Origin of the sequence: Bacillus mycoides (assembly GCF_000832605.1) — a bacterium.
In the GTDB taxonomy this organism is placed as follows: Bacteria; Bacillota; Bacilli; order Bacillales; family Bacillaceae_G; genus Bacillus_A; species Bacillus_A mycoides.
Genome location: NZ_CP009692.1, coordinates 3,387,586 through 3,404,014 on the forward strand (window position 1 = coordinate 3,387,586; position 16,429 = coordinate 3,404,014).

Genomic DNA, 16,429 nt, shown 5'->3' on the forward strand with positions numbered 1-16,429 from the left:
GGGAGTCCATAGTAATTTATAGAAGATTCTGGGGTAGGCATTACATTAAATAATATCGTAAAGAAATTCGTAAATTTAGTAAGATATATACGCTAGCCCAAAAGGAAACTGGTGCAAATTTTCTTAGCAGATAAAAAGTTGGTATGATTGCAGATGGATTTTATGCGATCGTTAGTAATTGATGTAATTCATCGTACACTAAAAAAACGAAATTTCGTTGTTGCAAAAGGATTATGAATATCTAATCCAATTAGAAGAATACAATAATCAATTATCCGAAGTTAACTTCATACAAAACTAATAACAAGCATTAAAAAACTTTGCCTACTCTTTAAAATGGAAACATAATCTATTTATCAAGTAGTCAATAATGAATAGAAATTTTGGGGCGCTTTACAAAGAGACTCCGCCTTTTCAGCGTACAATGAATCTCAACAATTACTAGCTACTTCCTAAACATTGTTTCTCATTTATCAACCTGTTTATGCTGGTTATAAAATTTGCAACAGAATCAACAATTTCTTTATATTACTTATTAACCATTAGTTGCTGGATCTTCTCCTGTATTCCCATCATAACTTGGTTGCGTTGGCGTTCCACGACCATCCCCATTGTTTGGCGGCGCTGTATTTCCTTGACCACTACCGTTGTTTGGCGATGTTGTATTTCCTTCGCCTCTACCATTGTTTGGCGGCGCTGTATTTCCTTGACCACTACCGTTGTTTGGCGATGTTGTATTTCCTTCGCCTCTACCATTGTTTGGCGGCGTTGTATTTCCTTCGCCTCTACCATTGTTTGGCGGCGTTGTATTTCCTTCGCCTCTACCATTGTTTGGCGGCGTTGTATTTCCTTCGCCTCTACCATTGTTTGGCGGCGTTGTATTTCCTTGACCACTACCATTGTTTGACGATGTTGTATTTCCTTCGCCTCTACTATTGTTTAGCTCACTTTGCTTTTGCTCTTCTGGTTTCTTTTGCTTTTCTTGTTGCTTATTTTGATTATTATTACTTGGCTGTTCAGTCATATTTGGGGAAGAATCACGTTTCTCACCTTTAATACGTAATTCGCTACCTTCTTGAACTACACTGTTCGGCATTTTAAATTGCGACTTATCTGTAGCAAACTTACTCATCATTTCTTTAAAAATTAACTGAGCAATTTTCGTATTTTTACTACTAATATAATCGTCTTTACTATCTTTAATATATCCAGTCCATACTGCCATCGTATATTGTGGTGTATAACCAGCAAACCAACTATCACGAGTTGCACTTTCTGGTAGATTATATTGTGCTATTTGTTCTAAAGAATAGTTTGTTGTCCCTGTTTTACCCGCTACATCTAAAGAACCTATATTAGCTGCTGTACCCAACCCAGAAGAAACAAAAGTACGAAGCATATCAGTAATCATATATGCTGTAGAATCCTTCATAACTCGTTTGGGCTTTTGCTCAAAGCTTTTTGATTTACCATCTGAATAAACGACTTTCTTAACAAAATGTGGCTTCGTATACTTACCATCATTACCAAATGCCGCATAGGCACCTGCAATTTCAGTTGGTGACGCTTCATTTGTACCTATCGCTGTTGATTCGGTCGGTGCTACATTAAATGTAATACCTAGCTTTTCAGAGAAAGCTTTTGATTTATTCATTCCTACTTCTTTTGCAGTTTTAATTGCCGGGATATTTCGGGACGTTTTCAATGCATCACGCATTGTAATTGGTCCTAAATGCTTTCTATCTGCATTTCTAACTTCTTGTCCTGTTGAATACTTAAATGGAGAGTCGTCAATTTGATGGTAAGTAGCCCATTTTAAATATTCAATTGCAGGAGCGTAATCAAAAATTGGTTTCATCGTTGAACCTGCTGAACGATTTAATTCAATCGCTATATTATGTCCTTTAAATACAGCTTTATTTTCACCACGCCCGCTACCAATTGCACGAATTTCTCCTGTTTTCGTATCCATAAATGTGAAAGCCCCTTGGAATTTCTCATTTGGATAATTTATAATGTTTTCATTTAAAAGCTTGTCCGCAAAATCTTGTGCCTTTTGGTCTAATGTAGTATAAATTTCTAAGCCGTCAGATCCAATATTAGCATCTGGCAACTCTTTTTCAACCTCTTTCACAACCGCATCCATAAACGCAGGATATGGCATTTCTTTTTGTTCAGTTGCTTTCTTAAGTCCTTCTGTTACTGGAACTTTTGATGCTTCTTCCATTTCTTTTTTTGTAATATAACCATGTCGATTCATTAATTCAAGTACAACATTTCTTCTTTCTGTTGCTTTTTTGATATTTTTTTCTTTTGTTGGATCATAGTTATTAGGTGCTTTCATTAAACCAGCAAGCATCGCAACTTCTGGTAGTGTTAAATCTTTCAATTCCTTACCATAGTAATTTTGTACTGCTGTTGCGATTCCGTATGAACGGTTGCCTAAGTAAACTTTATTTAAATACATTTCTAAAATTTCATGTTTTGAATACTGTTGTTCTAGCTTATACGCTAAAAATATTTCTTGCGCCTTTCGCTTTGACGTTTTTTCCATCGATAAGAAGTAATTTTTAATAACTTGCTGAGTAATCGTACTTCCACCTTGAGAGCCGTAATCACCTTTTAGGCTGACTAAAACTGCACGTGCAGTACCTTTAAAGTCTACGCCACTGTGCTCGTAAAAACGTGCATCTTCTGTCGCTAAAAACGCATTTTCTACTAATTTAGGAATTTGATCATACATAATATTCGTTCGTTTTTCTTTCCCATATTCATATATCAATTTTCCATCTTTATCATAAATTTTTGAGGATAACGGATTAACAAGTTTTGCTTTCTCAAGTTTTGGTGCATCCTTGATCATAACGAAAAAAGTAGCAACCCCTGCGACTAACCCTACAATACCAAGTAGTAAGCAACTGATTAAAAATTTGCGAAGAAACAATGTTTTACCTTGTTGTTTTTGTTTTTTAGAAGTTGGTTGTTTTTTCATTTTAACTTGTCGTCGCTCCTCTCGAGAACGATAATTTTCTGACATGTTACTTTCTCCTGCCTTTCAATTCTCCCGTTGATTTACTTAAAACTATTGAGGTCACCTTTAGAAATATACTTATATTAAAAAAGTATGGTAATCGAGATTAGTAAATATTTTTCTAATCAGCAGATTATAAAACTTAGATTAACTCTTGAACAAAATAGTTTCATATCTATTCTTTATAATAATGCTGCCCTTTAAAGTAAGGGAATTGTGAGCTGTTCCTCACCTCTTTGTACTATATCTAATGTTTGTAATAGTGAGTTCTTGAATTACTCGTCTAATTTAATGGTTCTTGTTAGCATAATCATAATGAAAAGAATGTGAAAAACGATTCTTTTGATGTAAAAAAGAATCGACTTCTAATTTTATCCTATAGATGGTATGGAATATAGGGAATCAGAAAGCAAAGGTAAAATCAATACCCTCACTTGAGAGCATCTATTGTAACCTTGGCAGTCTGCGCGATTAGCTCAGTATCATATATAGCATCTTGACTGGACAGAATTGCAATGATAATCGGTTCTCTGGTTCTCTATTCGGTGGCTAAACGATGGCAATATATCATTAGGTGTTCCGTAGCTTCCGGCTCCAGATTTATCATCGACTTCCCAATCTTTTGGTACACCCGCATGGATGAGTTCGTCTCCTGTAGCGTTTCCACGCATCCAATCCGTAGGGATTTTACGTTTATCAGTTTGGAGTGCATCTCTGACCGTGAAAGCCTTAAGATTGGTAGCAAGTGTTTTTGCTGTACTTGTATCACAAATGTCTCCCGGAATAGCTTCGTTCAAATCCTTTAGGTCCGTCTAATTTCTTGAATAAAGTGTTCCCCGCAGTGTTATCACTGTAACGAATAGCAGCCTCCGCAATTTTCCCAAGAGTCATACCGCTATCCACATGTTTCTCTGTAATTGGTAAATACTCTACTAAATCATCTTTTGTATAAGTGATAACTTCGTCTAATTTGTCAATTGGATATTGTAGTAACAATACCCCTGTAACCAGAGCCTTAAAGGTAGATGCGTAAACAAACCGTTCATTAGGTGATCGATAAGTAACTGCCCAGTTTGTACTGGTTTCGATTTCATAGACACCCAGTCGAGCGTCAAACTTTTTCTCGAGTTGTGCGAATTCTCAATGAGCCGCATGATTTGTATGTTTAGTTTTCTCTACTTTTTCTTTTGCTTCCACCTACAATGGTTCACCTGTAAAAAGTTTTACACTTGCAAGACTTAAACTTAGTATTCCAACACACATCCCTATTTTTAACATCCTTGTACTTTTCAAGATAATCAGTCCTTTCGTATTTTGCAGTACTTAAAATAGATGTCAAACCAGATTCAGTGTATCAAGTTTGGGCACTAAGTTTTTAGGATTACACTTAATAGACAATCTAAGTAATAAATTTGTTCCACATTTACAAATAAATTAAATTTAAGATAAAATAAAATCTTTGGTTTGTATAGTAACGGAACAGAAATGGTAATAGGGGTACGGCAATATCGCCATTAAGCTAAGATTTTAAAGTACCCCCTAAACGAAAATTTTCTTTCTCTAAAGGTAGTTACTTTGAGAAGTCAGATCACTTTTTTCGTTTTGGGGGCTAATTAGTTTTTTAACTTGATACGTTATGGTGGAACCCAATATGTAATTATAGTTATAGATAATTGTAATTCTTAAATACAGTTATCATGCTGATATTCTTCACAAATATTTAGATGTTGATAGTAGGATACTAAGGTATGTTATTTTGAAAGTATAAGATACGGATATTGTCTTATGATTTCTACTAATTTTTATCCAATTTCCTTCTGTTTTCCCAACTCTATTAATATTTATGTTTATAGTTAAAGAAATAGGGGATTTCCCTTCTAGAAGCGCTTCAAAAACTACTGTTCCTTCTGGCTTATCATGATTAGCCAGAGCGGTTTCAAAAGCCTTTTCTGTTGCATCAGTTAAGTAAAACATACCTTTATCCTTTACACCTGGATTGCCAATACAATCCTTTTGATAGCTGTCTAGATTATTGTTACTAAGAAATATGAATTTCGTACATTATCAAGAATTTTTTTCTAAAAAATCCTTAAGAGAAAAAACATTTACAAGTTAAAATATAACTAATATGAAAATGCCTTTATTTAATTCCTTGTTTTTGAACTACCCCCACTTAACGACTTTGCGGCCTTTTTGAAGTGGGAGATTTCTGTGAACATCGGTGTATCCACCAGTTATCTTAGTAGGATCCGCCCGTAGTTCCTATGGTGGGAACTGAAGTGTCTTTTACGTTGCCTCACCACGTTTCCTACTTTAGCTTGATTTTCGCAATTTCGGCAAGCGCGGGACGATAGGACGTTGAAAATTTTACGATTGCAACGAATTTTCTGCAACCAACCTCATATCTTCAGTTTTCAAAGATCAATCTGTACAAGTATATGGTTAAAAACATTTTGGCTTACGCCAACCGACATGCATCCCCCACTTAAAATTGACGTTTTACACCTTCACATTTTTAAGAAAGGAGTCTTTTGTCAGAAATCGATAAAATCGCTCCAATTCCTATTCATATAAATTAGTAAAAAATATTTTCCTATACCTTGGAATTAAATGTATCATAAGGCAGTCCTGCTTTTTTCCATGCAAGAAATCCTCCCTTTAAATTAACTACTTTCTTTATATCAGCTTTTTGTAAAATGCTAGCTGCTATAGCGGAACGTAACCCCGTTCGACATTGTAAAACTATTGGACAATTTTTCGGTACATCATCTAGCCGTTCAAGTAGATTACCTAAAGTGATATGTATTGCATCATGAAGATGTCCTTCATCCCACTCTTTTTTACTACGCACATCGATAACCTTTACACTTCCATCTTTTATTAACGGATATAATTCATTTGATGTTTTTTCCTTATAAATCTCTAAACTATGGAATCTTTGAATTACCTTTGAAGGTGCAAAAGCAATAATATTATCTAAGCCAATGGACTCAAAGTCTCTAATAACTTCCTCCACTTTAACATTTTCCGCATCTAAAATTATTAAAGTTTCTTTTTTATAATCTAATATCCCCCCACACCAAGTTGTGAAAGAATTGTTATAAGGTATGTTAATTGACTTCTCGATGTGGCCAGCAGCAAAACACTCTACATCCCTTATATCAACTATTTGCTGAACACCCCTCATCACTTCTTGAAGTTCTTCTATTATATAAATAGCAGTACTCTCTCTCTTCTTACGAGTTGGTGGACCATACTTATTTAAATGCTTCATTAATGGAAAATACTTTGGAGGCTCTGGCTGTCCCGTCAATAAATTCGATATAAAATTATCTTCATCATTACATTGAAACGCCCAATTAAACATCTTTTCATAACCTAATGTGGAAGTTGGAATTGCTCCTAATGCTTTTCCACATGCACTTCCTGCACCATGTGATGGCCATATTTGCAAATAATCGGGGAGTATTTTTATTTTTTGTATAGAATCAAATAATTGTTTCGCTCCTATTTTTGCGGTATCTTTAATACCAACAGCAATTTCTAATAAATCGGGTCTACCTATATCTCCTACAAATATAAAATCACCTGTGAATATTCCTATCGGTTTATCATTCATATAATTATTTTGACTTGTATCGGTTACTAAAAAGGAAATACTTTCAGGCGTATGCCCTGGGGTATGAATGACATTGAATTTTATATGACCAACCTTAAACTCTGTTCCCTCTCTAACCAAATTGTATCGGCCCTCGTTAAGATTTTGATATTTCCAATCACTATCTCCTTCATCTGATACATATAAATTTGCATTAAAAAGAAGGGAAAGTTCTCTAGACCCAGATAGAAAATCTGCATGAATATGAGTCTCAGCCGCAGCAATTACTTCCATTCCCTCTTTCTTAGCAAATTCTATATATTGTTCTATATAGCGGCTGGGATCAATAACAATTGCTACGCCTTCCTTCTGACAACCAACTAAATAGGAAGCATGAGCTAATTTTTCATCATAAAAATATTTTAAAAGCATAGCTATTCCCTCCAAATGCTTATTTCAAATTACTTCTCGGTTGTTACAACAACTCTCTATCTTTCCTTATAGAATCCCTTTCAACATTAAATTCCAATACATATAGGGCAACATATACCTTTTAAGTAAAAACATACTATACCGTTCTTTCGCTTGATTAAACGGAAACGTTTCTTGAGGCTCATGTTCATAGTTAAATTCAGCGAGTATAAGACTTTTATATCCTGTAACAATCGGACAGGATGTATACCCATCATAATTAGCCTGCAAGTCTCTTCCATTAAGTACGTCCAAAATATTTTGTTTTAAGACAGGTATTTGTTTTCGAATTGCCGCTCCAGTTTTAGATGTAGGTAAATTGGTACAATCTCCAAGTCCAAAAATATTCTTATATTTTACATGCTGCAAAGTATAAGGACTTATATCTACCCACCCCTGATGATCACTTATCTCACTTTCTTTAATAAAGTTAGGTGGCCCCATTGGTGGAACAACATGTATCATACTATATGGTACTGTTTCTCGTTTCAGTGTTTGCGTATCTTCAAAAATTGCTTCTCTCTTTTCAGCGATAATTTCTACTAAGTTTTTATTATAGTTCGTTATAATTTGCTTTCTTTCTAGTACTTGTTCTAATGTTTCAGCATAACGCGGTACCTGAAATATGTTAGCGTTCGCAGAATAAAACATTACTTCACTTCTGTTTTTCAAACCGCTATTACAAAAATACTCTTCTGCTAAATACATAATTTTTTGTGGGGCGCCACCACATTTAATAGGAGTATTGGGGTGGGTAAAAATCGCATTTCCTCCTTTGAATTTTTCAATTTCTCTCCAAGTAGAATCAACATATTTATAAGAATAATTGCTACAAACCCCATTAGTCCCAATAGACTCCTTTAAGCCTTTAATACCACCCCAATTTATTTGTATACCGGCTGCTACAATAAGAATCTCATATTCAAGTAGCATTCCATCATCTAAAAGTATCTTATTTTGATCTGGAAACAACTTAACAACACTTTTAGGAATCCACGTTGCTCCTTTTGGAATAAGTGATTCTTGATCACGCATCGTACATTCCTTTGAAACAATTCCTCCCCCAACTAAACTCCATAGTGGTTGGAAGTAATGTTTTTTAGATGAATCGATAATAGCTATACTTTCTTTCAATAGGGATACATTTCGTAACAAATGTGCAGTAGAAGATAGTCCTGCAGTCCCAGCGCCAATCACAATAATTTTATAATTATCTCTGGTCTTCATTATCCTCTTCCTATCTGAATTTAATTTTTAAGTTAACTAATTATTAGCCTTATTTCATCGTAGTAACAATATTATAAGATAAAAATACTATTATTTTATCTTATTAAAACGAATATTCCGTTAACTTTATCCGTCGACATTACTATATGCGTAAATCCCTTATGTTACTTCTTTAATTTGTTTCAAACTCTACAAACTTTACATTTCTCAATATTAGCCTGTATCCTATCTCACTTTAATGACATTACACTTCTATAGATAATGAAATGCAAGTTTCTTTGGTATGGTTTGTCCATCCTCCTTTTCAGGAGATAGACAAAAACAATCTTATTCCAATAGCTATATTACCTATTCTTTTTTGAATCTTTGTTATAAATATCTATACATGCATTTGAGAACGTCTTTGTTGTTTTTCCAGTCCCTCAATAATGTGAGAATTGCTATTACCATATTTCCCGTAGCCTTTGATTTATAGGGAGCTGAAAATAGTACATACCAACCCGACTGGAATATTGAACACCTCATAACAGGAGATACTTTCTACTTAACTCAACGTTTTGGTAGAGCGCATTTTGGTGCCAAAATGAAGATTTTCAAGGTTCACCCTGACGGCACTTTACAACGCTTTATTACAATTGAACCAGAATTTATTACTACGCCTAAAGGGTTAGAAATTTGGAGAACACCAATTACAAATGTATATACTAAAGGGACATATATTGCAGTAATTAAGTATAACGGAGAATTTACCTACTCAAATCATTTTCAAATTAATTAACTCTTTCCTACTCAGTAGCTAGAATTGATTAATTAGGTAGCTATGAAGAATTAAGATCTTAACCAGCTTCAATTTGATTTTAACTTTTTTAATATAAACACATTTTACTTTTAATAGAAGTAAGTTAACTATTATATCCACCTACTCTTCGTATGCAATATTGCATACGAAGGGCCTTAAATATTTTGGTATACTATGCATGTGGATTTTTCATCCAAAATTCCACTCAAACGCATATTTATGTATATGCCGACCCTAATTGCTAAAAGTGAGAAGAATGTTATTCATTCTTCTCACTTTTTTTATTTAAAATGTGTGCTTGTACTTAGGTCTTTAGATATTTTACATTTTGAATCTTAATACTAATCCACGTATGTGAATTTCCTTATAAAAATAAACTCCAAAATAGAATTAATCTTCCAAATTCCACCTATGGAGTCAGTTGTTTTCTAAAAAACATTCCAGCGTTTTTATCAATTGATTTTAGAATAGTCAAATAATAATACCGTATACAAGCTCTGCATAAATTATTCATTTTCTTTTATATAATACCTACCTTTTTACTTCTAATAAATCATTAAACATTGGATTATATTTCACTTTTATATAAATAAAAGCCAAATAGCCGTTCATAATGAACGACTATTTGGCATCTTACTAATAATTTGAAGTTTATTCATATTAATCTATTTTGCTTAATCCCGTAGAAGTAACTTGATAGGTTCTTTTTTTACCTATATATTCCTGTTTACTATTCTCAAGGTTAATAAGTGTAGCCCGTGTCTTTTCCTTTACTGCTTCCCCTTCTATATGGGTAAACTCGATATAATCTCCCACTTTGACTGGCACAGTTTGTCTTTCAGCAGTTTGCTGTCTATTTCCCACTATTTCCTTATTGTACACAACACTACCGGATGAATTCTGTACTTTGATACTTGCATACGTATTATTAAAATAAGAATGTGGTACGCCTGCTTCTAAATTCACCTGTATTTTCTCTGTTACCCTATTATAATTTACTTTTGCAATTTCTCTATCACTATATCCTTTTAAAGACCAACCAAATTGATTTCCGTCTAAAACCGTTGTTTCTGGCATTTTTTCTACTTTCTTCAGACCTTCTTTTGTAACTTCGTACATTGCTTTTTTTCCAAAGCTTTCTTGTTTACTATTATCTACATTTGTGAAAGTAGCTCTATGCACACCTTCTAGATGTGTTAACTCAATATAATCCCCTACTTTAACTGGAACTTTTTGCGATTCAGCATTTTGTTGTTTGTTTCCATAGATGTCTTTATTGTATACTACTTTTCCTGATGCATTTTGTACTTTAATACTCGCATATGTTTCATTAAAATAATGATGCGGTACGCCTGCTTTTAAGTCAATATGCACTTCTTCTGTCGACTTATTGAAATTGATTTTAGCAAATTCGAAATCACTAATCCCTTTTAATGACCATGCAAACTTGTTTCCTTCTAAAATATTATTTACATTAGGTATATCTGGTTTAATTGGATTAGAATCCGTCCCCTTCCAAATCTCTGCTGTTAAAGTTGGATACCCTAATACAGCCACTTTTTGAATGGTATCGTTATTTGGACGTAATCCCCACTTCTCAAAGAAAGGTATCAAATTTTGTTTGGCTACTTTTGATGCCGAAATCATAAATAATTGTTTTTTATTTTCATCAGTTTGTGGAAGTTCACTTGAAGACATTTCTCTATACAATTGATGCAATTGAGGATAGAAGTCCTCTCCATATGCTAACTGTAGTTGCCAAAGCATAACAAGCTTAACAAAAACATCACTAACTTCGTCATAATTTTTATTAGGTTGTTCTAAGTATTGAAATGCCTTAGTATAAGCGCCCTCCTGTTGCAATCTAAAAGATTGATTAGATGTAAATGCTTTTTCTACAGAAAGGCTGTAAATATTATTTTGTACTTCTGTCATATTATAAAACTTCCAAGGTGATTGCTGTCTCAAATGCCCTGCCTCATGCCAAGGACCCCAGCCATCTTTTATAAATTTATTAATATCTAACACGTATTGGATTGCATCTCCTACATATGCGGTTCGATAAGAAGTTGCATACATATAATAATCGGGAGAATGATTTTCTTCTACGTAATGAATATAATGTTTATCTACTTGTTCCTCGGATAAACCAGCTACTTTGTCTTGAATTCGAGTAGCTTCATCCATCTTTTTTAAGAGTTGTACAGGATCTGTATTAGAACCTAACAAATATTTCTTAACACGTGCAGGGCTGGCCGTAATTAATACACGTTCTCCTTTTAACTCCACTGCATGTGCATTGGGATATTGGTCCAGCATGTTTATTAAATCTTGTTTCGTATGCTTTCCTAGTTCAAAAAAAGGAGTAGTCGTTCCACCTGTTGTGACTGTTGTTCGAATGGTACCACCTTGTTGTTTATTATAAAAATAAATCATCCCCCCATTTGGAGATTGGATTGTGTTTATACCAGGTTTTAATGTAAATGATTTTATTTTAGAATCTTCTCTCCAAGAAGCATCATACGAATACGTTCCAATATATGCTTGAATATTTTGATTTCCTTCTACATTAATCGTTATTTGTTCATTTGGCTTTGCATATAAACCAGTGGGTTCATATGGACTAAATGCTATACTTTTTCTTTCCTGTTGTTTCAGTACCTCAACATCCCCTTTTCCTGGGACTGTATATATTCTGTTTTCTGATTTAACTGACTTTTCCTCTTGCAGTGATGTCGATATTTTTTTTTGCTGCTTTGTTTCCTCTGCAAAGACATCTGATGAAGAAACCATTCCAGTCGTAAGCATAGTTACTGTAGCGGTAGCTGCAAGTATTTTTCTAGTTTTATATTTTGAGTTATTTCCCATATTATCTCCCTCATTTTCCCTTAGTACATTTAAGGATTATTATTTTATTTATTACGTTTTTACACCAAAAATTTTTTACGCTATTTATGTTGTATCTAATACTCTATTTTTTCTCATAATAGTCTCCTTTTCTTTATTTCTAATTGTTTATAAATGTTATTTGATGACACATAAAATAACAACTTTACGATAAACTCATCAATAACAACCTATTATGTTTTGATTTAGTATTCTTAACTTCCATCTAATTGTATAAAAGTATTCTATTAGGAAAATAAGAATATAAAGCTCACTAATCATAGATTAGGTTTTATGAAAAAATTCATAAAAATCATTCACCTTAAAAATTCAAACTTGTATAACTACTTTCTACATATGTTTTTTACAGTTTTAATCGTAAATTTTGTACAACCTAACGTTAGGATTTCATCACACACACTTGAGGATAGAAATTTTTTCGATAGAGTAATCGTATCTCGTTTTTTATTTATTTTTGATAGAATATAAGGACCTTACTTCCCCCTCATTTTAAACACTATGTTTTTCATAAGTAAACCTGAAAATCACATTGATTAAATTTAATTTTTCAGATATTTATTATTCGAATTTAAAAATATTATATTTAAAAAAGTTAAATACAAATTTCATTTCATAAAGTGAAATAATTATACTATGATAATTAAACATAAAAATTCTTTGATTCCCTTAAATCTATATGAATCCCTTACTTAAAAATGATTTCAATATAATTTAATAGTGATTAACACATATGTGTCTTTTATATGGATATGTAAAATTACATATCCATATAGGAGTATCTAGCTTAACTACTCCAAAATATTATTATCGTATACATAATAATCATATTGCTACGAACACCACAGGAGAAAATTTCCCTCATGCACTTTAGGGGATAAATTGTCCATGAAATAATAATTTTCGCTTATATACTTACTATTCATTATAGGAATACAAAAAAGCGATTCTTTTCACAGTAAAAAGAATCGCTTTCTAGGTTCCTATTTTCAATTACATTACATAAAGAATTGAGAAATTATCATTTAAGAGCCTTAACTATAACTTCAGCTGCATCTGCAATTAATTTATTATCATAGGTAGCTTCTTTCTCATCTTTACTAGATAAGATTGCAATGATAATAGGTGCCCTGTTCGGTGGCCAAACGATAGCAATATCATTTCGTGTCCCATAACTTCCAGCTCCTGATTTATCTCCAACTACCCAGTCAGTTGGTACGCCTGCACGAATAAGTTTGTCTCCTGTAGCATTTCCTTTCATCCACTCTGTAAGAATTTTACGTTTATCAGCTGGAAGTGCATTTCCGACCGTAAAAGCCTTAAGATTGGTAGCAATGGCTTTCGCTGTACTAGTGTCACGAATGTCTCCTGGAGTAGCTTCGTTTAACTCTGGCTCAAAGCGATCAGCCATAGTAACCCGATCACCCATCTGTCTAAGTGCTTTTTCATATCCTTTAGGTCCGCCTATTTTATTAAATAAAATGTTCCCGGCGGTATTATCACTGGAACGAACAGCCGCCTCTGCAATTTCCCCAAGTTTCATGCCTGTATCTACATGTTTCTCTGTAACGGGTGAATATTCCACCAAGTCGTCTTTCGTATAAGTGATAACTTCATTTAATTTCTCAGTTGAGTTTTGCTGTAGCAATACTCCTGCCGCTAATGCCTTGTAGGTTGATGCAAAGGCAAATCTTTCGTTAGGTCGATAAGCAATTGTTCGATTTGTACCAGTATCAATAGCATATACACCTAATCGAGCATCAAATTTTTTCTCAAGTTGAGAGAATTCTTTATACGTCGCATGATTTTTATGTTTAACTGGTCCGGTCTTTTCTTTCGCTTCAACTTGCAATGCCCCTCCTGTAAAAGCTTCTAGGCTTGTAAGACTTAAACCTAATATACCAACACATAAACCTATTTTTAACATCCTCTTGTTTTTCAAAATCATCATTCCTTTCAAATTTTCAATACTGAAAACAAGTAGTAAATTCAATACACTGTATCCTATTTGAAAACCTGTTTTTATACGTACACATAATAGACCATCTAAGAAACAAGTTTGTTCCATAAATTTAAAACCTTTTTAACTAGTAGCCAAGATATTAACAAAAGTAAGAGATAGCAACTATGATAGCCGCTATCTCTTATTTCAAATCTTCCTTTTTCTTTAACTTATAAAGGCTTTTATATAAACAGGGTCTCTTCCCCTGAGAAAAGTGCACAAATTTTACTATCTTTGATTCGAACTATCTGTACTAGCAGCTTCACCATGTATACGTTGCTTTTTTAAATCAAAGTATACATCTAAAATTTCCTTTCCAATTATAGAATTAATTCCATTTTTATCATCATGAAGCCATGGGACTACTACAGAAAATGCTACTTCTGGATTATCATATGGAGCATATCCAACTAATGTTAAGTTGTAACATTCCATACGTTCTCCTTTTGCATTTCTACCAATTGGATCATCTCCACCATATACAGTTTGAGCTGTCCCTGTCTTTCCTGCTGGTTTATATGGCGCATTTTTGAAATACTTCACGCCAGTTCCATCACCTTCTTGGAATACCCATCTAAAACCTTCTTTTATCCGATCAATATGTTCTTTCTTCATATCAACTCGATTTAATACGACAGGCTCTATAGAGCGTATAACTTTACCGACCTCTTCTTCTTTTATTGATTGCTCTCGTATTTCTTGTACAATTTGGGGTTGCATTCTATATCCACCATTTGCAATAGTTGAAATATATTGTGCCAATTGCAATGGCGTATACGTATCATACTGACCGATAGAAAAATCTAGTAAAAACCCAGGTTGACTATCTACTTTTCTCGTTTGCCCAATTATTTCATTCGGTAAATCAATACCTGTTGGTACCCCTAAACCAAATTGTTTAAAATAATAACGCATTTTATCAAATGCTTCTTGTTTAATATCCAATGAACCATTCGGTACGTAATTAACTCCCGCAATTTTTAAAGCTGTCTGGAACATGTATACATTCGAAGATACTTGTAAAGCTCGTAAATCATTAATATTACCAAATCCGGATACATTCCATGATTTCTTGGCTTGTGTACCTTTAAATTTCATCGGTGCATCATAAAATTGATCTCCTGGCTGTATTGCCCCTGTCTCATATCCAGTTAATAACGTTGCGCCTTTTACAGCTGACCCTAGCTCATACGAAGTTGTCATGTTACCTAATGCCAAATCCTCAATCTCTATTTTCCCTTCTTTTTCTACAATCTTTTTGCCTGCCATAGATAAAATCTGTCCGTTATTTGGATTTGTCATGACGACAAACGCTCGGTCCAACAGTGGCTCTGAACTCTTAAAAGCTCTCAAATTTTTCTCTATACTTTCTTCCACTTTCTTTTGTAATTCCATATCAATCGTTAATGTTAAACTATTACCACTTTTTCCTTTAGAGATTATTTCTGTGTTTATAATGTTTCCTGATTTATCAGTAATGTTTTTCACTTCTTCTTTTGTGCCGTGTAATACATCTTCATATCGTTGTTCAATATAACTTTTTCCTACACGATCATTACGGTTATATCCACGTACCAAATAAGAATCTAAGTTTTCTTTCGGTAATCCTTCTTCACTACTTGTAATATTACCTAACACGGAACGAAATAAATTACCATTTACATAATTACGTTCCCAATCAACTGTTGTATCTACTCCTGGAAACTCCGCAAGTTTTTCACTTATCCGCGCATATTCTTGATCTGTCACATCTTTTTTTATAATTTGTGGTGTCAGTTGATAACCTGAACTCATTTTACTTTTAATAGCTAACACCTTTAAATCTTGTGCTGTTAATTCTGCCAATTCTACTTCTGTAACGCGACTTCGTCTTAAGTCTTGAATTTTTTTGTCTAGTTCTTTTCCCTCTATTCCCTTTTCTTTAAAATTTCCTATGTCTTTTTTAGTAATCTTTGATTCCGCACGTTTCGTATTCAATTGCATCCAAAAATCTTTTTTATCGATATCGGTTAATTTATTTATATCTTGCTCAGGCATTTCAAGTACCTTCGCCAAGTCTTTTGCTGTTTTTAAAATATCTTCACTCGTAATCCCCTTCACCCTTGTATACGTAATTGTGCGAAGAGATTTATTATTAACGACCGTTTTCCCTTCTCGATCTAGAATCTGTCCACGTGGAACTGGTATACTAGTTGTTTCATTTTGACTATTTTCCACTTGGTTCTTATAAGCCTCTCCCTCAACGATTTGTACTTTTCCTAGCTGCATAATAATAGCTGAGAATAGTACAAATATGCAAAGGAACATTATATTCAATCGAATAGATATATATGTCTTCTGTTTCTTTACTTTTTGTTCTTTCATAAATCCTCCATATAATTCTTCAGGAAATCCTCA

8 protein-coding genes and 2 pseudogenes are annotated in these 16,429 nt (G+C 33.5%); 2 read left to right on the plus strand and 8 right to left on the minus strand.

Going from position 1 to position 16,429, the window contains the following annotated elements; translation table 11 throughout:
• Window positions 1-535: 535 nt before the first annotated feature.
• The 5 genes and pseudogenes from BG05_RS19270 to BG05_RS19290 all read right to left on the minus strand — a co-directional run bounded on the left by BG05_RS19270 (window position 536) and on the right by BG05_RS19290 (window position 8,327).
• Window positions 536-3,037, minus strand: a complete 2,502-nt coding sequence (locus tag BG05_RS19270; protein WP_041868005.1) for a PBP1A family penicillin-binding protein — start codon at window positions 3,035-3,037, stop codon at window positions 536-538.
• 424 nt (window positions 3,038-3,461) lie between these two features.
• Window positions 3,462-4,330: pseudogene (locus tag BG05_RS19275) on the minus strand (serine hydrolase).
• 411 nt (window positions 4,331-4,741) lie between these two features.
• A complete protein-coding gene (locus tag BG05_RS31645) occupies window positions 4,742-5,005 on the minus strand; it encodes a hypothetical protein (RefSeq protein ID WP_016126970.1) in 264 nt (87 codons plus the stop codon).
• Window positions 5,006-5,624: 619 nt separating this feature from the next.
• On the minus strand, window positions 5,625-7,061 hold the full coding sequence (locus tag BG05_RS19285) for an MBL fold metallo-hydrolase (protein ID WP_003189307.1): 1,437 nt from the start codon (window positions 7,059-7,061) through the stop codon (window positions 5,625-5,627).
• A gap of 66 nt (window positions 7,062-7,127) precedes the next feature.
• Window positions 7,128-8,327: an NAD(P)/FAD-dependent oxidoreductase gene (locus BG05_RS19290; RefSeq protein WP_016126968.1), complete on the minus strand. Its 1,200-nt coding sequence runs from the start codon at window positions 8,325-8,327 to the stop codon at window positions 7,128-7,130.
• Window positions 8,328-8,850: 523 nt separating this feature from the next.
• Between BG05_RS19290 and BG05_RS29895 the strand changes: the two genes are divergently transcribed.
• The gene (locus BG05_RS29895; RefSeq protein WP_078177185.1) at window positions 8,851-9,105 is read left to right on the plus strand and encodes a DUF5065 family protein; all 255 of its coding nucleotides are present in this window, start codon (window positions 8,851-8,853) and stop codon (window positions 9,103-9,105) included.
• A 681-nt stretch (window positions 9,106-9,786) separates the two neighbouring features.
• Here the strand turns inward: BG05_RS29895 and BG05_RS19300 are convergent.
• Entirely contained in the window at window positions 9,787-11,994 is a 2,208-nt protein-coding gene (locus tag BG05_RS19300; RefSeq protein WP_003189303.1) for a M60 family metallopeptidase, read from the minus strand.
• A 963-nt stretch (window positions 11,995-12,957) separates the two neighbouring features.
• On the opposite strand from BG05_RS19300, the pseudogene BG05_RS32180 reads away from it, so the two are divergent.
• Window positions 12,958-13,044: pseudogene (locus BG05_RS32180) on the plus strand (undecaprenyl-diphosphatase); the annotation flags it as partial.
• Window positions 13,045-13,051: 7 nt separating this feature from the next.
• On the opposite strand, the gene bla reads toward BG05_RS32180, so the two are convergent.
• Window positions 13,052-13,978: a class A beta-lactamase Bla1 gene (gene bla, locus BG05_RS19305; protein ID WP_175491563.1), complete on the minus strand. Its 927-nt coding sequence runs from the start codon at window positions 13,976-13,978 to the stop codon at window positions 13,052-13,054.
• 282 nt (window positions 13,979-14,260) lie between these two features.
• Entirely contained in the window at window positions 14,261-16,396 is a 2,136-nt protein-coding gene (locus tag BG05_RS19310; protein WP_003189299.1) for a peptidoglycan D,D-transpeptidase FtsI family protein, read from the minus strand.
• Window positions 16,397-16,429 lie beyond the last annotated feature (33 nt).